This window comes from Streptomyces antibioticus (genome assembly GCF_002019855.1).
Classification (GTDB): Bacteria; Actinomycetota; Actinomycetes; order Streptomycetales; family Streptomycetaceae; genus Streptomyces; species Streptomyces antibioticus_B.
Map to the genome: position 1 here is coordinate 7156860 of NZ_CM007717.1, position 26557 is coordinate 7183416.

The 26557-nt window shown below is 73.2% G+C and carries 25 protein-coding genes and 1 pseudogene; 10 read left to right on the top strand and 16 right to left on the bottom strand.

Annotated features, from left to right (window positions below; genetic code table 11):
* Positions 1-5: 5 nt before the first annotated feature.
* From pcaDC to AFM16_RS32545, 7 genes are read right to left on the bottom strand one after another with little or no spacing between them, the layout of a single operon-like run.
* Positions 6-1121, bottom strand: coding sequence for a bifunctional 3-oxoadipate enol-lactonase/4-carboxymuconolactone decarboxylase PcaDC (pcaDC, locus tag AFM16_RS32515; RefSeq protein WP_078636044.1), 1116 nt, complete (start codon positions 1119-1121; stop codon positions 6-8).
* Entirely contained in the window at positions 1118-2479 is a 1362-nt protein-coding gene (gene pcaB / locus AFM16_RS32520; protein ID WP_078636045.1) for a 3-carboxy-cis,cis-muconate cycloisomerase, read from the bottom strand. The genes pcaDC and pcaB overlap by 4 nt, the downstream gene beginning before the upstream one ends.
* Positions 2476-3093 carry a protocatechuate 3,4-dioxygenase subunit alpha gene (gene pcaG / locus AFM16_RS32525; RefSeq protein ID WP_078636046.1) on the bottom strand — a complete coding sequence of 206 codons (618 nt, stop codon included), beginning with the start codon at positions 3091-3093 and terminating at the stop codon, positions 2476-2478. Before pcaG ends, pcaB begins: the two co-directional genes overlap by 4 nt.
* Before the next feature lie 6 nt (positions 3094-3099).
* Complete coding sequence (gene pcaH / locus AFM16_RS32530) at positions 3100-3873, bottom strand: protocatechuate 3,4-dioxygenase subunit beta (RefSeq protein WP_078636047.1); 774 nt, start codon at positions 3871-3873, stop codon at positions 3100-3102.
* 17 nt (positions 3874-3890) lie between these two features.
* Entirely contained in the window at positions 3891-5093 is a 1203-nt protein-coding gene (locus tag AFM16_RS32535; RefSeq protein ID WP_078636048.1) for a thiolase family protein, read from the bottom strand.
* A gap of 17 nt (positions 5094-5110) precedes the next feature.
* Positions 5111-5755, bottom strand: a complete 645-nt coding sequence (locus tag AFM16_RS32540; protein ID WP_078636049.1) for a CoA transferase subunit B — start codon at positions 5753-5755, stop codon at positions 5111-5113.
* Positions 5755-6510 (bottom strand): CoA transferase subunit A, encoded by a 756-nt coding sequence (locus AFM16_RS32545; RefSeq protein ID WP_030789553.1) that lies wholly within the window; start codon positions 6508-6510, stop codon positions 5755-5757. Before AFM16_RS32545 ends, AFM16_RS32540 begins: the two co-directional genes overlap by 1 nt.
* Before the next feature lie 210 nt (positions 6511-6720).
* On the opposite strand from AFM16_RS32545, the gene AFM16_RS32550 reads away from it, so the two are divergent.
* Positions 6721-7188 carry a MarR family winged helix-turn-helix transcriptional regulator gene (locus tag AFM16_RS32550; RefSeq protein WP_030789555.1) on the top strand — a complete coding sequence of 156 codons (468 nt, stop codon included), beginning with the start codon at positions 6721-6723 and terminating at the stop codon, positions 7186-7188.
* Positions 7189-7211: 23 nt separating this feature from the next.
* Here AFM16_RS32550 and AFM16_RS32555 read toward each other — a convergent pair whose 3' ends face one another.
* Positions 7212-8231: a DUF3048 domain-containing protein gene (locus tag AFM16_RS32555; RefSeq protein WP_245177855.1), complete on the bottom strand. Its 1020-nt coding sequence runs from the start codon at positions 8229-8231 to the stop codon at positions 7212-7214.
* 188 nt (positions 8232-8419) lie between these two features.
* On the opposite strand from AFM16_RS32555, the gene AFM16_RS32560 reads away from it, so the two are divergent.
* Positions 8420-9610 (top strand): zinc-dependent alcohol dehydrogenase, encoded by a 1191-nt coding sequence (locus AFM16_RS32560; protein ID WP_030789559.1) that lies wholly within the window; start codon positions 8420-8422, stop codon positions 9608-9610.
* Here the strand turns inward: AFM16_RS32560 and AFM16_RS32565 are convergent, their stop codons facing one another.
* Entirely contained in the window at positions 9611-10696 is a 1086-nt protein-coding gene (locus tag AFM16_RS32565; protein WP_078636051.1) for an ATP-dependent DNA ligase, read from the bottom strand.
* A 74-nt stretch (positions 10697-10770) separates the two neighbouring features.
* Between AFM16_RS32565 and ligD the strand changes: the two genes are divergently transcribed.
* Positions 10771-11787 carry a non-homologous end-joining DNA ligase gene (gene ligD, locus AFM16_RS32570; RefSeq protein WP_078636052.1) on the top strand — a complete coding sequence of 339 codons (1017 nt, stop codon included), beginning with the start codon at positions 10771-10773 and terminating at the stop codon, positions 11785-11787.
* Positions 11788-11883: 96 nt separating this feature from the next.
* The gene (locus tag AFM16_RS32575; RefSeq protein WP_030789568.1) at positions 11884-12909 is read left to right on the top strand and encodes a LacI family DNA-binding transcriptional regulator; all 1026 of its coding nucleotides are present in this window, start codon (positions 11884-11886) and stop codon (positions 12907-12909) included.
* Between the two features lie 31 nt (positions 12910-12940).
* Here AFM16_RS32575 and AFM16_RS32580 read toward each other — a convergent pair whose 3' ends face one another.
* Positions 12941-13735, bottom strand: a complete 795-nt coding sequence (locus AFM16_RS32580) for a VOC family protein (protein WP_030789571.1) — start codon at positions 13733-13735, stop codon at positions 12941-12943.
* Positions 13736-14027: 292 nt separating this feature from the next.
* Here AFM16_RS32580 and AFM16_RS32585 point away from each other — a divergent pair, with 292 nt between their 5' ends.
* Positions 14028-14270, top strand: a complete 243-nt coding sequence (locus AFM16_RS32585; protein WP_051780625.1) for a WhiB family transcriptional regulator — start codon at positions 14028-14030, stop codon at positions 14268-14270.
* Between the two features lie 23 nt (positions 14271-14293).
* Here the strand turns inward: AFM16_RS32585 and AFM16_RS32590 are convergent, their stop codons facing one another.
* The 4 genes from AFM16_RS32590 to ssgD all read right to left on the bottom strand — a co-directional run bounded on the left by AFM16_RS32590 (position 14294) and on the right by ssgD (position 18853).
* Positions 14294-15268, bottom strand: coding sequence for an acyl-ACP desaturase (locus AFM16_RS32590; RefSeq protein ID WP_030789577.1), 975 nt, complete (start codon positions 15266-15268; stop codon positions 14294-14296).
* Positions 15269-15486: 218 nt separating this feature from the next.
* Positions 15487-16263 (bottom strand): dimethylargininase, encoded by a 777-nt coding sequence (ddaH, locus tag AFM16_RS32595; RefSeq protein WP_030789580.1) that lies wholly within the window; start codon positions 16261-16263, stop codon positions 15487-15489.
* Positions 16264-16508: 245 nt separating this feature from the next.
* A complete protein-coding gene (locus AFM16_RS32600; protein ID WP_030789583.1) occupies positions 16509-18143 on the bottom strand; it encodes an ABC-F family ATP-binding cassette domain-containing protein in 1635 nt (544 codons plus the stop codon).
* Positions 18144-18436: 293 nt separating this feature from the next.
* Entirely contained in the window at positions 18437-18853 is a 417-nt protein-coding gene (gene ssgD / locus AFM16_RS32605; protein WP_078636053.1) for a spore wall synthesis regulator SsgD, read from the bottom strand.
* A 239-nt stretch (positions 18854-19092) separates the two neighbouring features.
* Between ssgD and AFM16_RS32610 the strand changes: the two genes are divergently transcribed.
* On the top strand, positions 19093-20205 hold the full coding sequence (locus AFM16_RS32610) for a WD40/YVTN/BNR-like repeat-containing protein (protein WP_078636054.1): 1113 nt from the start codon (positions 19093-19095) through the stop codon (positions 20203-20205).
* 87 nt (positions 20206-20292) lie between these two features.
* Positions 20293-21702, top strand: coding sequence for a DUF1254 domain-containing protein (locus tag AFM16_RS32615; protein WP_078636055.1), 1410 nt, complete (start codon positions 20293-20295; stop codon positions 21700-21702).
* A gap of 15 nt (positions 21703-21717) precedes the next feature.
* Here AFM16_RS32615 and AFM16_RS32620 read toward each other — a convergent pair whose 3' ends face one another.
* Positions 21718-22329, bottom strand: a complete 612-nt coding sequence (locus tag AFM16_RS32620) for a nucleotidyltransferase domain-containing protein (protein ID WP_078637163.1) — start codon at positions 22327-22329, stop codon at positions 21718-21720.
* 60 nt (positions 22330-22389) lie between these two features.
* Here AFM16_RS32620 and AFM16_RS32625 point away from each other — a divergent pair, with 60 nt between their 5' ends.
* Positions 22390-23091 carry an endonuclease V gene (locus AFM16_RS32625; protein ID WP_078636056.1) on the top strand — a complete coding sequence of 234 codons (702 nt, stop codon included), beginning with the start codon at positions 22390-22392 and terminating at the stop codon, positions 23089-23091.
* Positions 23092-23101: 10 nt separating this feature from the next.
* Here the strand turns inward: AFM16_RS32625 and AFM16_RS32630 are convergent, their stop codons facing one another.
* Positions 23102-24274 (bottom strand): saccharopine dehydrogenase family protein, encoded by a 1173-nt coding sequence (locus AFM16_RS32630; RefSeq protein ID WP_078636057.1) that lies wholly within the window; start codon positions 24272-24274, stop codon positions 23102-23104.
* A gap of 123 nt (positions 24275-24397) precedes the next feature.
* On the opposite strand from AFM16_RS32630, the gene AFM16_RS32635 reads away from it, so the two are divergent.
* Together AFM16_RS32635 and AFM16_RS32640 are read left to right on the top strand one after the other, a co-directional pair.
* Positions 24398-24778 carry an MmcQ/YjbR family DNA-binding protein gene (locus tag AFM16_RS32635; protein WP_030789600.1) on the top strand — a complete coding sequence of 127 codons (381 nt, stop codon included), beginning with the start codon at positions 24398-24400 and terminating at the stop codon, positions 24776-24778.
* A 143-nt stretch (positions 24779-24921) separates the two neighbouring features.
* Positions 24922-26052 (top strand): annotated as a pseudogene (locus AFM16_RS32640) (CaiB/BaiF CoA transferase family protein); the annotation flags it as partial.
* Between the last annotated feature and the right edge of the window lie 505 nt (positions 26053-26557).

The following is a 26557-nucleotide window of genomic DNA, read 5'->3' on the forward strand; positions in this document are numbered from 1 at the left end:
CTCCTCTACTCCTCTTCCTCCAGCACCCGTTGGGCCGTCGCGAACGCCGCGTTCGCGGCCGGGACACCGCAGTACACGGCCGTCTGGAGCAGGACCGCGCCGATCTCCTCCGGCGTGAGGCCGTTGCGGCGGGCCGCCCTGACGTGCAGGGCCAGTTCGTCGTGGTGGCCGTGGGCGACCAGGGCGGTCAGGGTGATCATGCTGCGCTCGCGGCGGCTCAGTGTCGGGTCGGTCCAGATCTCGCCCCACGCGTAGCGCGCGATGAAGTCCTGGAACCGGGCGGTGAACGGCGACTGCCGGGCCTGCGCACGGTCCACATGAGAGTCGCCGAGCACCTGGCGCCGCACCTCCATGCCCCGCCCGGCGAGCCCGTCGAAGTGGGCCCGCAGCGCGGCGAGGACCGCCTCGGGCCGCTCGGCCGGCGCCAGGTGCGAGGCGCCGGGGAGTTCGACCAGCGTCGCGTCCGGCACCGCGTCCGCGATCTCCCGCAGATGCGCGGGCGGTGTCGCCGGATCCTGCCGCCCGGCGACCAGCAGCGTGGGCACGCTCACCTCGGCCAGCCGCTCCCGCAGATCGAACGCGCCGAGCGCGTCGCAGCAGGCGGCGTACGCGCCCGGGTCGGCGGCGCGATGGTCGGCCACCAGCTCCGGCACGGTGTAACCGGACGTGAACCAGCGGGCGTTCGCGCTCTCCGCGAGCCGATCGAGCCCCTCGGCCCGCACCTGCGCGGCCCGCTCCTCCCACGGCGCCGCCCCGCCGAAGTGGGCCGACGAGCAGATCACCGCCAGCCGGAACACCCGCTCCGGGTGGTGCAGCGCCAGGTGCAGTCCCACCGCACCGCCCAGCGACACCCCCGCGTACCCGAACCGGTCCAGACCCAGGGAGTCGGCGAGCGCCAGCACCAGCCGGGCCAGATCCCCGACGGTGGCGCCGGGGCCGATCAGTTCGGCGGGGGAGCCGCCGTGCCCCGGCAGGTCCCAGCGCACCACCCGGTGCGTGACGGACAGTTCGGGCGCGACCTTGTCCCACAGCGCGTACGACGTGCCCAGCGAGGGACCGAGCAGCAGCGCGGGCGCCGTATCCGGGCCCTCGGCACGATGGTTGAGCAGCTTCTCGGTCAACGTCGCTCCAGGGCGCGGTCGGTGAGGATCCCGGCGGATCCGGTGTAGAGGGCCGGGTCGGTGAGAGCACCGAGGTCGATGCCCCGCAACTCGGCCTCTTCCGAAAGCAGTTCGGCGAGCGGGCGGCCCTCCGCGGTGGTACGCGGGGCGAGTTCGGTGAGCAGCTCCTTCGCGCGGGCCCGGCCCAGCACGGACGACAGTTCGGCGGACAGCCGCTCGGAGACGATCAGTCCATGGGTGAGGTCCAGGTTCGCCCGCATCGCGTCCGGCCGCACCCGCAGCCCCTCGGCCAGCTCGGCGGCGTCTCGGGCCGCCCCGCCGACCAGCCGCAGCAGGTCCCGCAGCGGCTCCCACTCGGCGTGCCAGGCCCCGGTCGGCCGCTCGTCCTCGGCCACCAGACAGCCGTACAGCACCGCCGCGAGCTGCGGGGCGCGCCGGGCGGCGGCCGCGATCAGTGTGGCGCGCACCGGGTTCGCCTTGTGCGGCATGGCGGACGACCCCCCGCCGCCGCCGCCCTCCGCCACCTCGGCGATCTCCGTGCGGGAGAGGGTGAGCACGTCCGCCGCGAGCTTGCCCAGCGCACCCGCCGAGGAGGCGAGGCACCCGGCCAGGTCGGCGATCGGCGTGCGCAGTGTGTGCCACGGCAACAGCGGTGCCCGCAGGCCGAGTTCACCGGCGTACGCGGCGGGCAGCGCCGTCGCGTCGGGGGCGCCGTACGCGCCGAAGGCCGCCAAGGTGCCCGCGGCGCCGCCGAGTTGGGCGGGCAGCGCGTCCCGTACGGCCGTCGCCCGGTCGCGGGCGTCGAGGACCAGCGACCGCCAGCCGGCGGCCTTCAGCCCGAAGGTCGTCGGCACGGCGTGCTGGGTGAGCGTCCGGCCGGCCATGGGCGTGTCCCGGTGCCGGGCCGCGAGCGCGGCGAGCGCCCGCTCGGTGCGGCCGAGGTCGGCCAGCACCAGGTCCAGGGCGCGGGCGGCGACCAGCATGGTGGCCGTGTCCATGATGTCCTGGCTGGTCGCGCCCCGGTGGACGTACGGTCCGAACGTCTCGCCGGTGGCCGCCGTGAGGTCGGCGACCAGCGGGATCACCGGGTTGCCGCCCGCACGGGCCCGTTCGGCCAGGGACCGGACGTCGTACGGTCCGGCGGCCGCCCGGGTGACCGCCGCCCCGGCCCCCTCGGGGGTCAGCCCCAGGGACTCCTGGGCGCGGGTCAGCGCGGCCTCCGCGTCGAGCAGCGCGCGCAGGAACGCGCCGTCGGCGGTCGCCGCGGCGGCGGGGGAGCCGGTCCACCCGGGGGCGAGCAGACCGGCGTCGTCGGGGTGAGCGGGTGTCGCTGGTGTCGCGGGTGTCGCTGGTGTCACTGGAACTCCAGGAAGACCGTCTCGCCTTCGCCCTGAAGGCGGATGTCGAAACGGTAGGTGCCCGCGCCGTCGTCGGAGGCGATCAGCGTGTCGCGCCGCGCCGGGTCCAGCCGGGACAGCAGCGGGTCGGCGGCGAACGCGGCGGCCGTCGCGGGGTCGTCGCCGGGCAGATAGATCCGGGTGAAGAGGTGCACCAGCAGACCGCGCGCGAACACGCACACGCTCACGTAGGGGGCGCTGGTCCCGCGCGCGCCGGGCCGCAGCGTCCGGGCGGTCCAGTGGCCGTCGGCGTCGGTCTGCACCCGGCCCCAGCCGGTGAACTCCACGCCGTTGCGGCCCAGGAAGCCGCCGGTGGCCGGGTCGCGGCGCATGGAGCCGTCGGTGTGCGGGACCCGTCCGTCGGGACCGGCGCCCCACAGCTCCAGGAAGGCGTCCGGCAGCGGGGCGCCCGCGCCGTCGTACACATACCCCTGGAGGGTGACGGTGGCGGGATGGCCGGCCGGGGCGATGTCGCCGCCGCCGGGGAACGGCAGGGCATGGCCGTAGAACGGTCCGACGGTGTGCGACGGGGTGGGCAGCACGGTCTCGGGCCGGCTGGGGTCGATGCGTGTCATGGCAGGTCAGCGTCCTTCTTCGATCCAGGTGGCCCGCGGCCCGTCGAGCACGATGTCCCAGTGGTAGCCGAGCGAGAACTCCGGCACCGACAGGGCGTGGTCGTAGGTCGCGACCAGCCGCTGCCGGGCCGCGTCGTCCGTCACCGACTGGAGGATCGGGTCGTAGCGGAACAGCGGGTCGCCCGGGAAGTACATCTGGGTCACGAGCCGTTGGGTGAACGCCGTGCCGAAGAGCGAGAAGTGGATGTGGGCGGGCCGCCAGGCGTTGAGGTGCTGCCGCCACGGATACGGGCCCGGCTGGACGGTCGTGAAGCGGTAGCGGCCCTCGGCGTCGGTGAGGGTGCGGCCGACGCCGGTGAAGTTCGGGTCCAGCGGGGCGTCGTGCTGTTCGCGCCGATGGGCGTAGCGGCCCGCCGAGTTGGCCTGCCAGATCTCCACGAGCTGGCCGCGCACCGGCCGCCCGTCGCGGTCCAGCAGCCGGCCGGAGACGGTGATGCGCTCGCCGATGGGTTCGCCGTGGTGCTGCCGAGTCAGATCGTTGTCGATCTCTGTGAAGTCCCGTTCGCCGAAGGCGGGGGAGTGCAGCTCGACCAGTTCGGGGTCCTGGGTCACGTCGATGGTGACGGGCGGCCGCTTCGGATGCCGCAGCGCCGACGAACGGTACGGCGGGTAGTCGCGGCGCGGCTGGTGCTCGACCGGGCCGCCGTCCGCGAGCCGTTTCTCGTAGGCGGCCCGTTCGGCGGCGATCTCGCGGTCGATGTCCTGCTGGGTGAGAGTCATGTGGGTTCCCGGGAGTGTCAGCGTTCGAGGACGAGGGCGAGGCCCTGGCCCACGCCGATGCAGAGGGTGGCGACGCCGGTGCCGCCGCCCCGGCGAGCGAGCTGGTGGGCGACCGTCCCGGCGAGCCGGGCACCGGAGGCGCCGAGCGGATGACCGAGGGCGACGGCCCCGCCCTGCGGATTGAGGATCGCCGGGTCGAACTCGGGCCACTCGGCGACACAGCCCAGCACCTGGGCGGCGAACGCCTCGTTCAGTTCGAGGACGGACAGGTCGGCGAACGACCGGCCGGCCTTGGCGAGCGCGCGGTTCACGGCCTCGACGGGGGCGAGCCCGAAGTAGTGCGGCTCGGTCGCGGAGACCCCGGTGGCCGACACCCGTGCCAGCGGCTCGCGCCCGATGGCCCGCAGCCCCTCCTCGTCGGCGAGGAGCAGCGCGGCCGCGCCGTCGCTCAGCGGCGAGGCGTTCCCGGCGGTGACCGTGCCGTCTTCGGTACGGAAGGACGGCTTCAGCGCGGCCATCGCCTCCGGCGAGGCGTCCGGCCGTACGCATTCGTCGGCGTCGAAGAGCACCGGGTCGCCCGTGCGCCGCGGCAGGGACAGCGGCGCCAGCTCGGCGTCGAACAGGCCCTCGGCCCGGGCCTTCGCGGCCTTGCGGTGGCTGTCCAGCGCGAACGCGTCCTGCCGCGCACGGCTGATCTGGTGCTTCTCGGCGATCAGTTCGGCCGACTCGCCCAGCGGGACGGTCCATTGCGGGTCCATCCTCGGGTTGACCATGCGCCAGCCGAGCGTGGTCGAGTACAGCTCGGAGTGCCCGGCGGGGAACGGCCGGTCCGGCTTCGGCAGCACGTACGGCGCCCGGGTCATCGACTCCACCCCGCCCGCGACGGCCACGGAGGCGTCGCCGACCGCGATGGCGCGGGCCGCCTGGATCACCGCCTCCAGACCGGAGGCGCACAGCCGGTTGACCGTCACCCCCGGCACCGAGGTGGGCAGACCCGCGAGCAGCGCCGCCATCCGGGCCACGTTGCGGTTCTCCTCACCGGCCCCGTTGGCGTTCCCGACGTACACGTCGTCGATCCGGGACGGATCCAACTCGGGTGCACGGGAGAGGAGTTCGCGTACGGCATGGGCGGCGAGGTCGTCCGGGCGGACCCCGGCGAGCGCGCCGCCGTAGCGGCCGACCGGGGTGCGGACGGCGTCCACGACGTAGACGGTTCTCACGGCGGTTCCTCCGTGTCTCACAACAGCTCCTCCGCGACGGTCAGTTCGGCGCCGGTCGCGGCGGCGACGTCCTCGACGCTCACCCCGGGCGCGGTCTCGACGAGCCGCAGCCCGTCCGGTGTGACGTCCAGGACGCCGAGGTCGGTGACGATCCGGTCCACGCACGCCGTGCCGGTGAGCGGCAGCGCGCACTCGGTGAGGATCTTCGGGGAGCCGTCCTTGGCGGTGTGGGTCATCACGACGACGACCCTGCGGGCGCCGTGCACCAGGTCCATGGCCCCGCCGATCCCGGTGACCAGCTTGCCGGGCACGGCCCAGTTCGCGAGGTCACCGGCCTCGGACACCTGCATGGCGCCGAGCACGGCGACATCGATGTGCCCGCCCCGGATCATCGCGAACGACAGCGCCGAGTCGAAGAACGAGGCGCCCGGCAGGACCGTCACGGTCTCCTTGCCCGCGTTGATCAGATCGGGGTCGACCCGGTCCTCGGCGGGGTAGGGGCCGGTGCCCAGGATGCCGTTCTCGGACTCCAGGACCACTTCGACGCCGTCCGGCAGATGGTTCGGGATCAGGGTCGGCAGCCCGATGCCGAGATTCACGTACTGCCCGTCCTCCAGCTCGCGGGCCGCCCGCGCCGCCATCTGCTCGCGTGTCCAGGCCATCAGACGCTCACCGTCCGCCGCTCGATCTTCTTGTCGGCCGCCTGCTCCGGGGTGAGGGCCACGACCCGTTGCACGAAGATCCCCGGCAGATGCACCGCGTCCGGGTCGATCTCCCCGGGCTCGACCAGCTCCTCGACCTCGGCGATCGTCACCCGTCCGGCCGTCGCGGCCAGCGGGTTGAAGTTCCGGGAGGACTTGTTGAACACCAGGTTGCCGTGCCGGTCGCCCTTCGCGGCCCGCACCAGCGCGAAGTCGGTGCGGATCCCGCGCTCCAGCACGTACTCCACGCCGTCGAACTCCCGCACCTCCTTCGGCGGCGAGGCCAGCGCGACGCCGCCGGCACCGTCGTAGCGCCACGGCAGACCGCCCTCGGCGACCTGGGTGCCCACTCCGGCGGGGGTGTAGAAGGCGGGGATGCCGGCGCCGCCTGCCCGCAGCCGCTCGGCGAGGGTGCCCTGCGGGATCAGCTCGACCTCCAGCTCCCCGGCCAGGTACTGGCGGGCGAACTCCTTGTTGGCGCCGATGTACGACCCGGTCACGCGGGCGATCCGCCCGGCGGCGAGCAGTACCGCCAGGCCCGACTCCATCGCCCCGCAGTTGTTGGAGACGACCGACAGCCCGCGCACGCCCCGCTCGTACAGGGCGCCGATCACGACACCGGGCACACCGCTCAGTCCGAAGCCGCCCACCGCCAGCGAGGCGCCGTCCGGCACGTCGGCCACCGCCTCCAGGGCCGTGGCCACCACCTTGTCCATCCGGGGAGCCCCCTCTCTGCCTGCCACCAAATTAATCAGGGCACTGATTATCTCTCCGAGGTGGTGGTCACACGCTGCCATCGCCGTATGGCGCAGTCAAGACCCCAGGCCGCGAGCGGTCCGATCGTTCATCGGGGGTGAGACGCCCAAGGGATCACCGGGTATCGTTCAGTGCACCGACGAAATCTCTCACCATGCCGAGGAGCGCACATGGCCGCCGTGGACCTCACCAGCCACCCCGGGCACCTGGCCCGGCGGCTCCAGCAGGCCCACTACCTGCTGTGGAACGCGATGGTCTCCGAGGAGATCACCTCGCCCCAGTTCGCGGTCCTCAACGCGCTCGTCGCGGAGCGGGACCTCGACCAGCGCACGGTGGGGGAGCGGGTGGGCCTCGACCGCTCCACCGTCGCCGAGGTGATCAGCCGGCTCATCCGGCGGGGCCTGCTCGACAAGGTCCGCGACCCGGAGGACGGCCGCCGCTATCTGCTCGCGCTGACCGACGAGGGGCTGCGTACCCACCGCCGACTGACCGTGCGCACCGCCCGGATGAACCAGGTGTTCCTCTCCCCGCTCTCGGCCGACGAGCAGACCCTGTTCCTGGACCTCATCCGCCGGGTCGCGGACGCGGCGGAGGGGCTGCGCAACCCGGGGGAACCGGTCGTCACGCGGCAGCCCTGACGGGGGCGTCTCCTCGCGGGGCCTCAGGGCGCCTTCGCGTACACCACCCACACCTGGCCCTCGGCGAAGTCGACGGGCGTGCCGTCACCGGTCGTGAACCGGGTGCCGTCCAGCGAGGTCGGACGCGTCCACTGCACGTCGTACGAACGGCCCCCGCGCAGCACCTCCGCCCGCCCCGAGCCGACCGTCTCCGTGTACGGCGTGTTGTTGCCCAGGAAGTCCTGGAAGCCGGACCGGCGCACGGTCACGTACTGCACGACCACGGTGGCCGGCCCCAGCCGCTTGCCGTCGGTCGTCACGGCCGGGCGGCCGTCCATGGCGACGAGCCAGCGGTCCTGCCGCTCCGACCAGGTGAAGGTGAAACGGGCGGCCGGATAGCGCACGGTCCGCGTGGCCTTCGGCGTGCCGCCCCCGGGGGCCGGGCCGTACCGGAAACCGGTGGTCAGCCCGGCCGGGCCCGGCGGGGTGGGCAGCAGCCGGGCCGGGCGCAGATAGAGGTTGTGCGGGGCGGCCCGGCTCGTGCCCCGGTAGTAGGCGCCGGACACGTCCGACGGCGTCACGGGGTCCACGGGCGCCCGGTCGATCAGCGGCAGCAGCTTGCCCTGCGCGCCCGAGAACGCCAGCACCGGTTCCCGGAACTGTCCCAGCAGCTCCAGATCGGACTCCCGGGCGCTGCGCACCGGCCCGACGGACTTCGGCACGGCGGTCGCGTACACCGCCATCAGACGGCTCAGGCCGCCCTCGACCTGTTCGACGTAGACGATGTCCGCGGCGTCCAGGCCGGTGTGCGGCCGGGCGGCGGGGGCGTTGTCGATCTTCACGGCGAGCACCGGGCCGACGGCGGGGGTTTCCGTCGCGGTGGCCGTGGGCGTGCCGGTGGGCAGGGGCGTGGGGTTGGGGCTCGGCCGCCGGTCCGCGCCGCGGCTGTCGTCCGCCGACGGGGGACCGGAGGACGTGGAGCAGCCGGTCGCCGTCAGGCAGAGTGCCGCCGTGGCGGCCAGCACCGCCGCCACGGCCCGTCTCGCGCGTCGCGTGTCCGCCACCTTCGGTACCCCCGTTCCGTGACTTGATTGTGCGCTTGTCGGACTGGTGTGCGCCATGGCGGGGGGAGGCCGGTCGAGGGGCTGCCGTGATTCATGTCGTGGCGGCACGGGTACCCGGGCGACTGCCGGGACCCGGGATCCCCGGACCCACCGGGCGGACCGGTGCCCCGTGGAGGGAGCGCGACACCATGAAGGCAGTGACCTGGCAGGGGAAGCGGGACGTCCGCGTGGAGACCGTGCCCGATCCGGAGATCCAGGAGCCGACGGACATCGTCATCCGCATCACGTCCACCGGGCTCTGCGGCTCCGACCTGCATCTCTACGAAGTGCTCACCCCCTTCATGACCCCGGGCGACATCCTCGGACACGAACCCATGGGCATCGTCGAGGAGGTCGGCGCCGGCGTTCCCGACCTGATGGCGGGCGACCGGGTCGTGGTGCCCTTCCAGATCGCCTGCGGCAACTGCTGGATGTGCCTCAACTCGCTGCCCACCCAGTGCGAGACCACCCAGGTCACCGGCGAGGGCATGGGCGCCGCCCTGTTCGGCTACACCCGGCTGTACGGCGCGGTGCCGGGCGCCCAGGCCGAGTATCTACGGGTGCCGCAGGCGCAGTTCGGCCCGATCAAGGTCCCCGAGGGGCCGCCCGACGACCGGTTCGTCTACCTCTCCGACGTGCTGCCCACCGCCTGGCAGGCCGTCGCCTACGCGGACGTCCCCGAGGGCGGCACCGTGGCCGTGCTCGGCCTCGGCCCCATCGGTGACATGGCCTGCCGGGTCGCCCTGGCGCGCGGCGCGGGCCGGGTGTTCGGGGTGGACCTGGTGGACGAGCGGCTGCTGCGGGCCCGGGGGCGCGGGGTGGAGACGTTCGACCTGCGCGGCTTCGACAGCGAGAAGGAACTCGTGGAGGCCGTCCGGGACGAGACCGACGGGCGCGGACCCGACGCCGTGATCGACGCCGTCGGCACCGAGGCGCACGGCAGCGCGGCCGCCAGGCTGGTCCAGAACACCGCCGCGATGCTGCCGCGCCAGATCAGCGGCCCGCTCGCGGAACGCTTCAGCGTCGACCGCCTCGCCGCCCTCTACATGGCCATCGACATGGTGCGCCGCGGCGGCACCCTGTCCCTGGTCGGCGTCTACGGCGGGATGACCGACCCGCTGCCGATGCTCACCCTGTTCGACAAGCAGCTCCAGATCCGCATGGGCCAGGCCAACGTCCGCCGCTGGAGCGACGACATCGTGCCCTACCTCACCGATGACGACCCGCTCGGCGTCGACGACTTCGCCACGCACCGGCTGCCGCTGAGCGAGGCGCCGCACGCGTACGAGATGTTCCAGCACAAGCAGGACGGCGCGGTGAAGATCCTCATGACCCCCTGATCAGGGCGCCGGCGCCGCGGGCGGAGTGCCGAGGATCTCGGCGAGGTCGTAACGCACCGGCTCCTCCAGTTGCGCGTACGTGCAGCTCTCCGGCGTACGGTCCGGGCGCCAGCGGCGGAACCGGGCCGTGTGCCGGAAGCGGGCGCCGTTCTCCATATGGTCGTAGGCCACCTCGGCCACCCGCTCCGGCCGCAACGGCACCCACGACAGGTCCTTCTTCCCCGACCACCGGCTCGGCGCCCCCGGCAGCCGGGCGCTCTCATGGGCGGCCTCGTCGGCCCAGGCGCCCCACGGATGCCCGGAGACATCCTCCATCCGCAACGGCTCCAGCTCCTCCACCAGCTCCGCCCGCCGCTTCATGGTGAACGCCGCCGCGACCCCGACGTGCTGAAGGGCGCCGCGGTCGTCGTACAGCCCGAGCAGCAGCGAGCCGATGACCGGCCCGCTCTTGTGGAGGCGGTACCCGGCGACGACCACGTCCGCGGTGCGCTCGTGCTTGACCTTGAACATGGCGCGCTCGTCCTGGAGATAACGCAGCGTGAGCGGCTTGGCGATGACCCCGTCCAGACCCGCGCCTTCGTACTCCTCGAACCAGCGCCGCGCGATCTCGACATCCGTCGTCGCCGGCGCCAGATGCACGGGCGGCGTCACCCCGCGCAACGCCGCGGCGAGCAGCTCGCGCCGCTCGGCCAACGGCACGTCGACCAGGGAACTGTCCTCCAGCGCGAGCAGATCGAACGCCACGAAGGACGCCGGCGTCCGCTCGGCGAGCGTCCGCACCCGCGAGGCCGCCGGATGGATCCGCTCCGTCAGCGCGTCGAAGTCCAGCCGCCCCTCCCGCGCGATCACGATCTCCCCGTCCAGCACACACCGCTCCGGCACCCGCCCGAGCAACGCCTCCACCAACTCCGGAAAATACCTGGTCAACGACTTCCCGGTCCGACTCCCCAGCTCGACCTCACCCCCGTCCCGAAACACGAGCGCCCGAAACCCGTCCCACTTCGCCTCGTACTGCATCCCCTCCGGAATCACCGCCACGGACTTGGCGAGCATCGGCTTGACGGGCGGCATGACCGGGAGATCCATAGTGCGATTCTGCGCCCCCGCCTACCGGATCGCCCGGTATGCGTGCTTTCGGGGTTGCGCCTAGCGTGGCTCGCATGGGTGATGCGGTGGAGTTGGAGGTGGGGGGACGGACGGTGCGGCTGTCCAGTCCCGGCAAGGTCTTCTTTCCGGAGCGGGGGTTCACCAAGCTGGACGTCGCCCGCTACTACCAGGCCGTCGCGCCCGGCATTCTGCGTGCCCTGCGCGACCGGCCCACCACCCTGGAGCGCTACCCCGACGGGGTGAGCGGGGAGTCGTTCTTCCAGAAGCGGGCGCCGAAGAACATGCCCGACTGGATCCCGACCGCTCACATCACCTTCCCCAGCGGCCGCAGCGCCGACGAGATGTGCCCGACCGAGGAGGCGGCCGTGCTGTGGGCCGCGCAGTTCGGGACGCTCACCTTCCACCCCTGGCCGGTGCGCCGCGACGACGTCGACAGTCCCGACGAACTCCGTATCGACCTCGACCCGCAGCCCGGCACGGACTATGACGACGCGGTCCGCGCGGCCCACGAACTGCGCGCCGTACTCGACGAGTTCGGCGGTCTGCGCGGCTGGCCCAAGACCTCCGGCGGGCGTGGGCTGCATGTCTTCGTGCCGATCGAGCCCCGCTGGACCTTCACCCAGGTGCGCCGCGCCGCGATCGCCGTCGGCCGCGAGATGGAACGGCGCATGCCGGACCAGGTCACGATCAAGTGGTGGAAGGAGGAACGGGGCGAGCGGATTTTCATCGACTACAACCAGACCGCCCGTGACCGGACCATCGCCTCCGCCTACTCCGTGCGGCCTCGCCCGAACGCGCCCGTCTCGGCGCCCCTGCGCTGGGAGGAGGTGGGGGTGGCGCATCCCGCTGACTTCGACATCGCGACCATGCCCGCCCGGTTCGCCGAACTCGGGGACGTCCACGCGGACATGGACGATCACGCCTTCTCCCTCGACGCCCTCCTCGAACTGGCCCGCCGCGACGAACACGAGCACGGGCTGGGCGACCTGCCGTATCCGCCGGAGTACCCGAAGATGCCGGGCGAGCCGAAACGGGTCCAGCCGAGCCGGGCGAAGAAGGGGGAGGCATAGGGGATGCCCCAGGGGGCGCGGACTGGGGCGACTGGGCGTTTTCACCTGGCCTCGCGGAGTTATCCTGTCCCGCATCCACCGAGGAGGAGCCCCGTCGTGACCGAGACCGCGCCACGCCCCACCCTGGAGGCCGTGGCCGCGCGGGCCGGTGTCTCCCGGGCCACCGCCTCACGGGTCGTCAACGGCGGCGACGGCGTCCGCGAGCCGCTCGTCGAGCGGGTGCGGCAGGCCGTCGAGGAACTGGGGTACGTGCCCAACCAGGCCGCACGCAGCCTGGTGACGCGACGCCACGACGCGGTCGCCGTCGTCATCGCCGAACCCGAGACCCGGGTCTTCGCCGACCCCTTCTTCGCCCTCCAGCTCCGCGGCATCAGCAAGGAGCTGACGGCCCACGACAACCAACTCGTGCTGCTGCTCACCGAGGGCCGGGACGACCACGCGCGCGTGGCCCGCTATCTCGCCGGCGGCCATGTCGACGGCGCGCTGGTGTTCTCCCTGCACCTCGACGACCCGCTGCCCGGTCTGATCCGCGGCGCCGGCATCCCGACCGTGTTCGGCGGCCGGCCGGACTGGCACGGGGGCCCCGAGGCCGCGGTGTACGTCGACAGTGACAACCGCGGCGGCGCCCGCGCGGCCGTCCGCCATCTCGCCGGCCTCGGCCGGACCCGGATCGCGCACATCACCGGACCCCTCGACCAGACCTCCGCCGCGGACCGGCTCCAGGGGTTCCGGGACGTACGGGGCGACGCCGATCCGCATCTCGTCGCGGAGAGCGACTTCACGCCGGGCGGCGGTGAGCGGGCGATGCGGGAACTCCTCGCCCGCCGGCCCGACCTGGACGCCGTCTTCGCGGCCAACGACCTCGCCGCGTCCGGCGCCCTGCGGGTGCTGCGCGAGCAGGGGCGCCGGGTGCCCGAGGACGTCGCCGTCGTCGGCTTCGACGACATGCTGCCCGTCGCCGAGGGCACCGACCCGCCGCTGACCACGGTGCGTCAGGACATCGAGGAGATGGGCCGGATCATGGCCCGGCTGCTGCTGCGCCGCCTCGACCCGAACGCCACCGACGACCCGCCGGCCGGTCTCGTCCTGCCGACCACCCTGGTGCGCCGCGCCTCGGCCTGACCGCACCCCGGCCGGGCGCAGTCGCCCCGCGTCACGCCTGCTGCGGGCCCGCGCTCTTGATCACCGCGAAGCGTGCCCCGTACGGGTCGGCCAGTCGGGCCAGCCGGCCCACGCTCTCCACGTCTGTGGCCGGCATCCGCACCGAGCCGCCCAGCTCCTGCGCCCGGGCCACGATCTCGTCCACGTCCGTGACCTCGAAGTACGGCAGCCAGTACGAGCCCGTGCGCGCCTCGACCGGATCGTCGGCCAGCGGGACGACCCCGCCGAACGCGGCGTCCTCACCGAGGCCCGCCGGGTTGACGCTGGTGTAGGTGCCGCCGGGGAAGGCGACGGCGCACGTCTCCAGACCGAGCGTGGCCTGGTAGAAGGCGGCCGCGGCCGCGATGTCCGGCGTGTACAGCTCGACCCAGCACAGCGAACCGGGCTCGCCCACGACGTCCACGCCGTTGGTCCGCGCCGCCTGCCAGAGGCCGAACGACACCCCTGCCTGATCGGCGAGGATCGCCATCGTGCCCTGCCCCATGACGTCCATCGGCGGGACCAGCACGCTGCCGTGCGCCTGCTCGGCCGTCTTGGCCGTGGCGTCCGCGTCCGGTGTCGCGAAGTACACCGTCCAGGACGGCGGGCCCTGCTCGGGGGTGGTCTGCATGCCGCCCGCCACGGTTCTGCCGTCCAGCCGGAAGAAGCCGTAGCCGCCGGCCTCGGGGCCCGCCGACTCGAACCGCCAGCCGAAGAGCGCGCCGTAGAAGGACGTCGCGCCGTCGATGTCCGGCGTGCCCACGTCGATCCAGTTCGGAGCGCCGTCGACGAAACGGGTGGTGAGCATCTGCGCCCTCCTCGGATGGGTCCCGTTGCCTGCCCTGTCGAGTCTGGCACCGCCCACTGACAATCGCCGCCGGAGTGCGGCGCGCGGTGTGACGACGCGGCGCCTGGTGTCACGGCGCGCCGTCCGGATCATTCCGCGCGCCGCCGTGCGTCAGGGCCTACCGCGGGGCCACCATCGGACTGCCCGCCGTCGAACCACCGGCCGCACCGCCCGCACGGATGACCGACCACGCCGACCGCACGTATATGCGACGTTGATCGAACGTTTTTCGCCGCGCGGCACGATCCTCGGCATGTACACGGACACGATCTCCACTCCCGACCTCGCCTGGCAGCGGGAGGCGCTGTGCGCGCAGACCGGGGCGGACTTCTTCTTTCCCGAGCCGGGCAGTTCGGTGCGGGAGGCCAAGCGCATCTGCGGGATGTGCGAGATGCGCATGGCCTGCCTCGACTACGCCCTGGCCAACGACGAGCGTTTCGGCGTCTGGGGCGGCCTCTCCGAGAAGGAACGCCTCCAGCTACGACGCGCGCGCTGACCCGGCCCGAGAACGCTCGCGCGTCAGCCGGCGGCGCGGGCCGCCATCCGGGCCTTGCGCGCGGCCAGCTTCTCGTCGAACTTCGAAGCCTCCGAGTCCAGGCCGCCCATGAACAGGCCCAGCTCGTCCTGCGCCTGCTGCCCCTCGGGGCCGAGGCCGTCGATGTCCATGACCTTGAGGTGGCGCAGCACCGGCTGGAGCACGTCGTCGTGGTGGATGCGCAGGTTGTAGACCTCGCCGATGGCCATCTGCGCGGCGAACCGCTCGAAGCCGGGCATGCCGTGGCCGGGCATGCGGAAGTTCACGACGACGTCCCGCACGGCCTGCATGGTGAGGTCGGGGGCGAGCTGGAACGCGGCCTTGAGGAGGTTGCGGTAGAAGACCATGTGCAGGTTCTCGTCGGTCGCGATACGGGCCAGCATGCGGTCGCAGACGGGGTCGCCGGACTGGTGGCCGGTGTTGCGGTGCGAGATGCGGGTGGCCAGCTCCTGGAAGGCGACGTAGGCGACCGAGTGCAGCATCGAGTGGCGGTTGTCCGACTCGAAGCCCTCGCTCATGTGGGCCATGCGGAACGCTTCCAGCTTGTCCGGGTCCACCGCGCGCGAGGCGAGCAGATAGTCGCGCATGACGATGCCGTGCCGGCCCTCCTCCGCGGTCCAGCGGTGCACCCAGGTGCCCCAGGCGCCGTCCCGGCCGAAGAGGGACGCGATCTCGTGGTGGTAGCTCGGGAGGTTGTCCTCGGTGAGCAGGTTGACGACGAGCGCGATCCGGCCGATCTCGGTGACCTTCGACTGCTCCTTGTCCCAGGACTCGCCGTCCTCGAAGAGGCCGGGGAAGTTGCGGGCGTCGCTCCAGGGGACGTACTCGTGCGGCATCCAGTCCTTGGCGACCTTCAGATGCCGGTTGAGTTCGGTCTCGACCACTTCCTCCAGCGCGTACAGCAGTTTGGCGTCGGTCCAGACGGCGGGGCTGCCGAGGTGCGGGGAGGTGATCGTCACGGGGTACTCCAGGGGACGCGAAACGGAGCCGAACACTCCGGCGGGCGAGCGCCGGAACTTACGGGATCGTAGGCTACGAATCCGTAGGTTACGAATCCGTAGGTTAAGGTCTCCGTAAAGACCGCTGATCAACCGGGTTTTCGGAGGGTGTTCGGGTACACCGAAACGGCCCCGGGAACCGCAGGTCCCGGGGCCGAAAAGGTGATCGGTTTCATCCGTCAGGCGTACAGGTCGCGCAGCCGGACGGAGAGACATGTCACACAGCCTTCGAGCTTCTCGAACTCGCTGATGTCGACCACGACGGGGTCGTGCCCGAGGTCGGCGAGCAGCTCGGCGCTCTTCGGCGCGCTCGCCGCGATCAGCAGCTTCGCCCCGCCGAGCAGCACGACGTGCGCCCCGGACTCCTCCGGCACCGCCAGGAAGCTCGGGAACAGCGACGGCCGGTCCACCTTCGGGATGTGACCGATCACGGTGCCGTCGGGCAGCGCCGTGACCGCCGACTTCAGGTGCAGCACCTTGCTCACCGGAACGGCGACCACGCGGGCGCCCAGCGGCTCGAAGGCGGCCCGCACCTGCTGGACCCCGGCCGCGTTGGTCCGGCCGCCGCGGCCGACGTAGATCGTGTCGCCGATCTTCAGCACGTCGCCGCCGTCCAGCGTGCCCGGCTCCCAGATCCAGTTCACCGAGCAGCCCAGGTGCGCCACGGCCTCCTCGACACCGGCGACCTCGTCGCGCCGGGACTCGGCGCCGGAGCGGGCGATCAGCGCGACGTTCTTGTACATCACCACCGTGTCCTCGACGAACACGGCGTCGGGGCAGTCGTCGGCCGGGTCGACCTCGACGGTCTCCCAGCCGTGCGCCCGCAGCGCCTCGCCGTACGCCTCCCACTGCTCCAGGGCCAGCTCCGCATCGACCGGCTCCCGCTCGATGTGCGTGACCAGGCCCTCGGCGAGGCGCGGGCCGGGGCGGCGGATGAGGGCCTTCTTGGTGGGCACGTCCAGGTCTCCGAATCGGCGGGGGAGTAGATCGGCGGGGAGCAGATCGGGGGGAGTAGATCGGCGGGGTGGAGGGCCGCCCGGCGGATCGCGCGGCGGACGGCCTGCCGGCGCGCCGTCGGTGGCGGCGCCGGTCAGCCATCATGCAGCCCCGGTGCACCAGGACAAAACCCCTGTTGCCGGGCTGTGCCTTTCCCGAGACCCGCCCGCTCGTCCCGCCCGCTCGTCCCGGCCGCGGCCGTCCGCTACGCCGGGTCCGCCGCCTCCTCGGCCGTCGTCTCCCGCAACTCCCCGTCCAGCAGCAGCCAGCGGGTCACCCCGAGGGACTCCAGGAACGGCAGGTCGTGACTGGCCACGATCAGCGCACCCTCGTAGGACTCCAGGGCGGTGGTGAGCTGACGCACACTCGCCATGTCGAGGTTGTTCGTCGGCTCGTCCAGCATCAGGAGCTGCGGCGCGGGCTCGGCCAGCATCAGCGCCGCCAGGGCCGCCCGGAAGCGCTCCCCGCCGGACAGGGTGCCCGCCTTCTGGTCCGCGCGGGCGCCCCGGAACAGGAAGCGGGCCAGCCGGGCCCGGATCCGGTTCGGGGTGGCGTCCGGCGCGAACCGTGCCACGTTCTCGGCGACCGTCAGCTCACCGTCGAGGACGTCGAGGCGCTGCGGCAGGAAACGCAGCGGCACATGCGTGTGCGCCTCGCCCGACACCGGTGCCAGCTCCCCGGCGATCGTGCGCAGCAGCGTGGTCTTGCCCGCGCCGTTGCGCCCGATCAGCGCCACCCGCTCGGGACCGTGCAGATCCAGACCGCCCGCCACGCGCGCGCCGTACGCGAGTTCCAGGTCCCGCAGGCTCAGGACGCCGCGCCCCGGCGGGACGGCCGTGTACGGCAGGTCCACCCGGATCACGTCGTCGTCCCGGACGGAGTCCACCGCGTCGTCGAGCCGCTCCCTGGCCTCGGCGAGGCGCTCCTCGTGCAGGATGCGGTGCTTGCCCGCGGACTCCTGCGCCGCGCGCTTACGGGCCCCCATGACGATCTTCGGCTCGCGTTTCTGGTCCCACATCTTCTGCCCGTACCGCTTGCGGCGGGCCAGCTTGACCTGGGCGTCGACCAGTTCGCGCTTCTGCTTGCGCAGGTCGGCCTCGGCGACCCGCACCATGCGTTCGGCGGCCTCCTGCTCGGTGGCGAGGGCCTCCTCGTAGGCGGAGAAGTTGCCGCCGTACCAGGTGATCCCGCCGGAGCGCAGATCGGCGATCTGGTCGACCAGGTCGAGCAGCTCCCGGTCGTGGCTGACCACGACCAGGACGCCCGGCCAGGCCGCGACGGCCGCGTAGAGCCGTCGGCGGGCGTACAGGTCGAGGTTGTTGGTGGGCTCGTCGAGCAGCAGGACGTCCGGGCGGCGCAGCAGCAGGGCCGCGAGGCGCAGCAGCACCGACTCGCCGCCGGACACCTCGCCGATCGTGCGGTCCAGGCCGATGTGGCCGAGCCCCAGCTCGCCGAGGGTGGCCAGGGCGCGCTCCTCGACGTCCCAGTCGTCGCCCACGGTCTCGAAGTGCTCCTCGGAGACGTCTCCGGCCTCGATGGCGTGCAGAGCGGCCCGGCGGGCCGCGATGCCGAGCGCCTCGTCGACCCGCAGGGCGGTGTCGAGCGCCACGTTCTGCGGGAGGTGGCCGACCTCGCCGGCGACGCGCACCGAGCCGTCGGACGGGGTGAGCCGTCCGGCGATCAGCTTGAGCAGGGTCGACTTGCCGGAGCCGTTGACGCCGACGAGTCCGGTGCGGCCGGGGCCGAAGGAGACGTCGAGGTCCTCGAAGACGGGGGTGCCGTCCGGCCAGGAGAAGGCGAGGGAGGAGCAGGTGATGGAATGGGTCGCGGAATGAGTCAAAACGGGCCTCGCGGTTGCGTGTGCGGTCAGGGCAACACGTATCGAGACACCGGAAGGCGGCGACCACCGCGGGGAGCGGTAAGCGCGAGGGCATACGGAAAGCCCTGTCGCGCAGGGACGGCTCGAACGCCGAGGTCGCACGCAGCGCACACACACGTAACGCGTGTGGCGTGGTGTCTCAGGACCTCAGACGAGCAACGTCCTTCTCCAATCGGCGGCAACAGGACCGTTTCACACGGTAGAAGGAGCCGGTGGCGCTGTCAAAGGATTAACGGCGGCCCTCTCCGGCGGGCTCAGCACGCGTCGCGCATCAGCTCCGCCAGATCGTGGTCCAGGTCGAGCTGGAGGTGTTCGAGACCGGAGGGCACCAGGTCGTTCGTGGCCTGGAGGAAGCGCCGGATCTCCGACGAGTGCACATGCACGACGGCGATGCCCTCGGGGGCGTGGAACTCCAGCACCGTACGGTCGTAGCCGTACGGGCGGACGCGGACGTCGCCGTGGCCCTCGGAGTCGTCCAGACCCGCGGCGAGCAGCTCACGGGCGAAGGTCCAGCAGACCTCCACGCCCTCCAGGGTGGCCGGGGCCGGGAAGGTCATCCGGACGGCGAACGGATCGGTGCGGTCGTAGTGCAGCGTCGCGGGGATGCTGGGCATCCGGGGCGCGGCGGCGACCAGGCGGGCCTCTACGGGCTGCTCGATGACGGTGGACAACGCCTTGCTCCCTTGCGACGACGATGTGACGGGTGCCGGTCGGACGGTGCCGGACACTCGATAGAGACGCTGGAACCGGCCGATTCGTGCACACGGATTCCGAGTGACCTCGGTCACCGCGTTTCATGCACACGAGTGACGTGTTCCATCTCCCGTGCGGGCCGGGGCGGTTGGGGCGAACCCGAGACGAAGCGAGGTCCTCTGGACGCCACCGGAACCGTGGGCTAGCTTCCCCCGCCATGAGGCGCTTGGGGAAGACGCGACGCACGGTACGGGCGGCGGGACCGAAGCGGAAGAGGGCCCGGGCGGCCGCGGTGGCGTGCGCGGGGGTGCTCGTCTCCCTGACGACGACCGCCGCATCGGCACACGCCTCCGCGGCCCCGCACTGGGAACTCACGGACACCGGCACCCCCGCCGTACGGTTCCGGGGCCTCGCGGCCGTCGACCGGCACACCGCGTGGGTCGCCGGCAGCCAGGGCACGGTGTTGCGCACCACCGACGGCGGTGCGAGCTGGCGGAACGTCTCCCCGCCGGGCGCCGCGGACCTCCAGTTCCGGGACGTCGAGGCGTTCGACGCGCGGCACGCGGTGGTGCTGGCCATCGGCGAGGGCGAGGCGTCACGCGTCTACCGCACCGACGACGGCGGGGCCACCTGGACGGAGTCCTTCCGCAACACCGACGCCCGCGCCTTCTACGACTGCCTGGCCTTCTTCGACCGCCGTCACGGCCTCGCCATGAGCGACCCGGTCGACGGCAGGTTCCGCATCCTGTCGACCCGCGACGGCGGCCGCACCTGGACGGTGCTGCCGGACCGGGGCATGCCGGCCGCCCTGGAGGGCGAGGCCGACTTCGCGGCGGGCGGTCAGTGCCTGGTCACCGCCGGGCCGCGGGACGTCTGGCTGGCCACCGGCGGGGCCGCACGCGCGCGCGTGCTGCACTCCGCCGACCGCGGCCGCACCTGGAGCGCGTCCGACACACCGGTCCCGGCCGGGGACCCCGCGCGCGGGGTGTTCGCCCTCGCCTTCCGCGACCGCGCGCACGGCCTCGCCGTCGGCGGCGACTACCGCCCCGAACAGCCCTCCCCGCACGCCGCCGCGACGAGCGCCGACGGCGGCCGCACCTGGCGCCCCGCCCGCACGGCACCCCCCGCCTACCGCTCCGGCGTCACCTGGCTCCCGCACACCCGCACCACGGCCCTCGCGGTCGGCCCCACCGGCACCGACCTGACCACGGACGCGGGCCGCACGTGGCACACGATCGACACCGGCTCGTACGACACGGTGACGTGCACGGCCGACCGGTCCTGCTGGGCGGCGGGGGAGCAGGGCCGGGTGGCCCGCCTGAACCGCTGACCGGCCACCGGCAACCGAGCACGTCTCCCTCCCCGTTCGCCGTAACACGGGTGGGTGGTACCGGGGGCGGACGCTTACGGTCGCCCCATGTCGACTCCGCCCTCCGCCGACGGTCCCCTCGGCCCCGCCCTCCCGGTCCCCGCCCCCGGGCAGCGGATGACCGCCGACAGTCTGCGGACCCTGGGCCGGTTCGCCTACCTGTGGGGATGGCCGCTGGTCAACCTGCACAACCGGCTCACCGTCATGGAGCAGGTACCCGCGCCGGGCCTGCTGGGCGGCATCGTGCCGGTCGGCCCGCCGGGCTCGCTGGGCATGCTGCACGACTACGTCGTCCCGCAGGAGCGGGTGGTGGCCTGCCCCAACCAGGACGTCGTCTACGGGTTCGGGATCCTGGACGCCCGCAGGGGCCCGTCGGTGATCCAGGTCCCGGACTTCGGCGGCCGCTTCTGGGTCTACCAGGCCGTCGACCAGCGCACCGAGTCGTTCGCGCGTCTGGGCGCCATGTACGGCACCGAGCCCGGCTGCCACCTGCTGGCGCCGGCCGACTGGGACGGGCCTGTCCCGGAGGGCATCGCGGGCGTCTTCCGCTTCGACACGCGTATCGCCGTGTGCATCCCGCGGGTCTTCATGAACGACACGGACGCGGACCGGGCCGCGATCCAGCCGCTGGTGAACCAGATCATGGCCTACCCGCTCGCGGAGTACACCGGACGGCCGCGCACCACCGACTGGTCCGAGGCCCCGCTCTACCCGGCCGGCGACGCGACCAGCGGCGAGCGGGAGACCCGGTGGGTGGACCCGGCGACCTTCTTCGACCTCCTGCCCGCCGTCCTGGACGAGGTGCCGGCGCGCCCCGGCGAGGAGGCCCTGTACGCCGTCCTGCGGTCGCTGCTCGACGAGGCCGCGCGCAGCCCCGGTGCCGCGGCCGTCCTGCGGGACACCGCGATCGACGCCGAGGCCACGCTGGTGCGGGAGCTGTTCGAGTTCCGCAACATCGGCATCCCGCTCGGACACCACTGGAGCACCCAGCGCAACGGCGCGGCGTTCGGCGGCGACTACCTCGGCCGCACGGCGATGGCCAGGGCCAACATCTTCGTCAACCTGCCGTCCGAGACCGCGTACTTCTACCAGGACCTCGACCGGGACGGCGAACGGCTGACCGGCGACCACGACTACACCCTCACCTTCCCCGCGGACGGGCTGCCGCCGGTGCGGGGCTTCTGGTCGGTCACCCTCTACAACGAGCACCACTTCTTTCACCCCAACGACCTCGACCGGTACTCGCTGGGCACCAAGAACACGTCTTTCCGCCGCAACCCCGACGGCTCCCTCACCCTCCACGCCGGCGCCCGACCCCCCACCGACGCCCAGTCCCACCCCAACTGGCTCCCCGCCCCCGAGGGCCCCTTCTCCCTCTACCTGCGCGCCTACTGGCCCCACCCCCAGGCCCTCGACGGCACTTGGCAGCCCCCGGCCGTCGTGAGGCGCAAGGACTGACCCGCACGGGGAACATCACGCCTGAAGGCGCTCGATCCAAGGGTGGGATCCGTACGTCGTGGAGATCGCGCCGACGAGCCATTGCCGCTGATGATCCGTGAGCAGGGGCAGTGCGGCGGCGAAGTCCTCCTCGTCCTTGGGCCGGGATGCCTTGGCCTTGTAGTAGAGCTGCACTTCGGGGGAGAGGAAGGGAACACCGTCCGGCGAGGTCGTCCCCAGCGCGCTGATCGGCCGGCGCACCCGGGCGTCACGCCGGGACACCCATTCCTCGCCGTGGGACTCGTCGAGCATGATCTGGATGCTCCAAGGCGCGTCGGGCCCTGGTCGGCACCAGATGTCGTGAACGTGCGGGGGCAGTACCTCGTCCGGGGCCCAAGGGCGCAGGCTTCCCGGTGGATCGGCGGCCCACCACTGCCAGCCCGCCAGAGCCTGCTGGGCCATGAGCTGGTCACGCCGCAGCAGGAGGACGTCGACGTCCCCGTGGCTCCTGATCCGGCGGCCCACCGCCAGCTCGATCGCGAGGCCCCCCGCCACCCACCAACAGGACTCCACGCCGGAGAACCTCGCGGCAACCTCGCCAAGCGGGGCCGGATCCCATCTGCCGAACGGAGACCGGAGGCGTGTCATGCCGGTCATTCTCCCCGGCCCGCCGCCCATGTCCCCGGGGGCCGTACGCTCGTGCGCACTATGACAACAACCGTCGGTGTTCCCGCGGGCTGGCCCGCGGGCGAAGAAGAAGCGCGGGCCGTGCAGGACGAGTTGCGGGCTCGGGTGGTGGTCGGGGAGGTGGGGCCCGAGGTCGGGGTGGGGCGGGTGACCGGGGTCGATGTGGCGTACGACGACGAGCGGGACGTCGTCGTGGCCGCCGCCGTCGTGCTGGACGCGGCGAGTCTCGATGTGGTCGCCGAGGCCACCGCGGTCGGGCGGATCTCGTTTCCGTACGTGCCGGGGCTGCTCGCGTTCCGGGAGATTCCCACCGTGCTCGCGGCCCTCGACGCGCTGCCCGGGGACCCGGGGCTGGTGGTCTGCGACGGCTACGGGCTGGCCCACCCGCGCCGGTTCGGTCTCGCCAGCCATCTCGGGGTGCTGACCGGCCTGCCGACGATCGGTGTCGCCAAGAACCCGTTCACCTTCACCTACGACGAGCCCGGCGAGCCGCGCGGGTCCTCCTCACCGCTGCTCGCGGCGGGCGGTGAGGAGGTCGGGCGGGCCCTGCGGACCAGGGCGGGCGTCAAGCCGGTCTTCGTGTCCGTCGGTCACCGGGTGAGCCTGGAGCGGGCCTGCGCGCACACCCTCGCGCTCACCCCGCGCTTCCGGCTGCCGGAGACCACCCGCAGGGCCGACTCCCTGTGCCGGCGGGCGCTTCAGGAGGCGACGATCGGCCAGTGACGGCCCCGGGTCAGCGGGTCGCCGCCACCCGGAAGCGGATGCCCGCGCGGATCAGCCGTTCGGTGAGCGCGTCGCCCATCGCCACCGCCGTCGTGACCTGCCCCGCCGTCGGCGGGAGGTCGTCGAGGGCGAGGGCGAGCGCGCCCTCGGCGAACATCTTGGCCGTCTCGTCGTAGCCGGGGTCGCCGCCCGAGATCTCGGTGTAGACCCGCCGGCCGCCGCCCTCGCCGACGAACCTGACGCTGAACCAGCTCCGCGCCCGCTTCTCGGCGCTCGGCCCCTCGCCCGGCTTCAGCCGGTCCGACAGCGCGCGGCGGACGGGCGGGAACTGCGCGGCGACGGCGAGCGTCCCGACGGCCGCGACCCCGCCGACGGCCACCGGCAGCCGTCGTACGGCCGCGTAGTGGCGGTAGCGGAAGTCGGGACCGTAGCGCTCCAGGGCCTTCGCCGAGCGGCGCACGATCTGCGGGTCGATCGTGGGCAGCGGCAGCGCCCACGCGCCGACCTCCGCCGCGAAGCGGGGGCCGCCCACGGGGGCCGCCACCCGGCGCCCCATCAGACGGGGCTCGTGCCGGCCCCGCTCCCGGGCGGCCGCCGCCATCTGCCGGCCGCGCGCGAACTGGCCGAGCGCGGAGGCGAACGTACCGCCGGAGAAGGCGGCGTCCGCGGTCACGAAGCCGTCCACGGTCAGCGGCACGCCCTCGGGCAACTGCCGCACGGTGAAGTAGGCGCCCAGGTCGTGCGGCACGGAGTCGAAGCCGGCCGCGTGCACCAGCCGCGCGCCCGTCTCCCGCGCGCGTGCGTCGTGCCGGACGTAGGTGAGGTCGACGAACTCGGGTTCACCGGTGAGGTCGAGATAGTCGGTCCCGAGGTCCGCGCAGGCGGCGACGAGGTCCTCGCCGTAGCGGACGTACGGGCCGACGGTCGTGGCCAGCACGCGCGTGTGCTCCGCGAGGGCACGCAGCGACGCCGGTTCGGACACGTCCGCCCGCAGCACCCCGACGTCCGTGCCCAGCCGCTCGCGCAGCGCCCGCAGCCGGCCCTCGTCGCGCCCGGCGACGGCCCAGCGCAGTCCCTCGGGCGCGTGGGCGGCGAGGTACTCCGCGGTGAGGGTCCCGACGAATCCGGTCGCCCCGAAGAGCACGATGTCGTACGGGCGGTCCGTCCCGTTTGTCTTGCTCATGACACCCCTTGTCCGCTCATGTCCGCTCACGGCACCCCTCGGTGCCCGCAGCCCGCGCCGCTGTCGGTGGCTGAGGCTAGCGTGAGGAGTGCGGAGCCCGACGACGAGCCCGGAGGCAGACAGGTGACCGTGGCCAGGAACGCCCTGAGGAAATGGGAGAAAGTACGCGCGTTCGCGCTCGGTCTGCCCGGTGCGGCCGAGGAGTTCCCGTGGAGCGAGTCCGTCGCCAAGGTCAACGGCAAGGTGTTCGTCTTCCTGGGCGTGGCCGACGGCAGCTACCCCCTGGGCGTCACCTGCAAGCTGCGGGACGAGACGGCGCACGGGCACGCGCTGGCCTCCCCGGGCGCCGAACCCGCCGGATACGGCCTGGGGAAGTCGGGCTGGGTGCGCATCCCGCTGGAGGAGCAGGGCGCCCCGCCCGCCGAGCTGCTCTGCGACTGGGTCGAGGAGAGCTACCGCACCATCGCACCCAAACGGCTCATAGCGGAGCTGGACGCCCGCTGAGCGCACGGCCCTCCGCCCGTACGCCGCCGGGGCCGCTTCCGTCCTAGACTGGCTAAGCGCTTGCTCGCCACCTCTTGTCACCACTGGAACGTGTTCCTAGCATCACTGGTGTTACATCGGTTGTGTCACAGCAAGGGGGCTGGATGACAACGGCACACACGCCGCCCGGGCGCGGCCCGCTCACCGGAGTGCGCGTGGTCGAACTGGCGGGCATCGGGCCCGGCCCGTTTGCCGCCATGCTCCTGGGCGACCTCGGCGCCGACGTCGTCCGGGTCGACCGCCCCGGCGGCCCCGCCCTCGGCATCGACCCCGCGCACGACGTGACCAACCGCAACAAACGGTCCGTGGTCGTCGACCTCAAGGCACCCGACGGCCCCGCGCGCGTGCTCGACCTCGCCGCCCGCGCGGACGTGCTGATCGAGGGCTACCGGCCCGGCGTCGCCGAGCGCCTGGGCGTCGGCCCCGCGGACTGCCACGCCCGCAACGCCCGCCTCGTCTACGGCCGGATGACCGGCTGGGGCCAGGACGGCCCGCTCGCCGACCGCGCCGGGCACGACATCGCCTACATCGCCCTCACCGGCACCCTCGGCATGATCGGCGACCCCGGCACGCCCCCGCCGGTCCCCGCCAACCTGCTCGGCGACTACGCGGGCGGCTCCCTCTACCTCGTCGTCGGCGTCCTCGCGGCCCTGCACCACGCGCGCGCGACCGGCACCGGCCAGGTCGTCGACGCGGCCATCGTGGACGGCACCGCCCACCTCTCCGCGATGATCCACGGCATGCTCTCGGCCGGCGGCTGGCAGGACCGGCGCGCCGCCAACCTCCTCGACGGCGGCTGCCCGTACTACGGCACCTACGAGACCGCCGACGGCGGCCACATGGCCGTCGGCGCGCTCGAACCGCAGTTCTACGACGCGTTCGTGGACCTCCTGGGCCTCGGCGACCTCGGCGGCGCCCGCGACGACTGGACGCGCTGGGGCGAACTGCGCGAGGCCGTCGCCGCCCGCTTCAAGTCCCGTACGCGCGCGGAGTGGACGGCCGTCTTCGAGGGCACCGACGCCTGTGTGGCGCCGGTGCTGTCGCTGCGCGAGGCGCCGCACCACCCGCACCTCGCCACCCGCGGCACCTTCACCGACCACGGCGGCATCACCCAGCCCGCACCCGCGCCCCGCTTCTCGGCGACCCCCACGACGGTCCACAGCGGCCCGGCCCTGCCGGGCGCCGACACGGCCGCCGTGGCCAGCGACTGGGACGTCCCGCACCTGCTCGACGGACCCGCCCCCGCCGCCGAGGGCGACCGGGCTGGCTCCGCCGTCGAGCGTGACCTCTCCGCCCCCGACTCTGGGCGAGACAGGACCCGCCCCGCCTCCGAGGGCAACCAGGCTGGCTCCGCCTCCGAGCGTGACCTCGCCGGCCCCGAGCGCGACCGGACCCGCCCCGCCTCTGAGCGCGACCGGGCCGGCTCCGCCTGCGAGCGTGACCTCGTCGCCCCCGATTCTGAGCGCGACCGGCCCCGCCCTGCCCCCGAGCGGGACCAGGCCGCCCCCGCCCCCGCGCGCGGCCAGGCCGCCCCCGCCCCCGCGCGCGACCTCTCCGCCCCCGCCTCCGAGGACGACCGGGTCGGCTCCGCCGCCGAGCGTGACCTCGTCGCCCCCGATTCTGAGCGCGACCGGCCCCGCCCCGCCCCCGAGCGCGACCAGGCCAGCGCCGCCTGCGAGCGTGACCTCGCCGCCCCCGACTCTGAGCGCGACCAGGCCGCCCCCGCCCCCGAGCGCGACC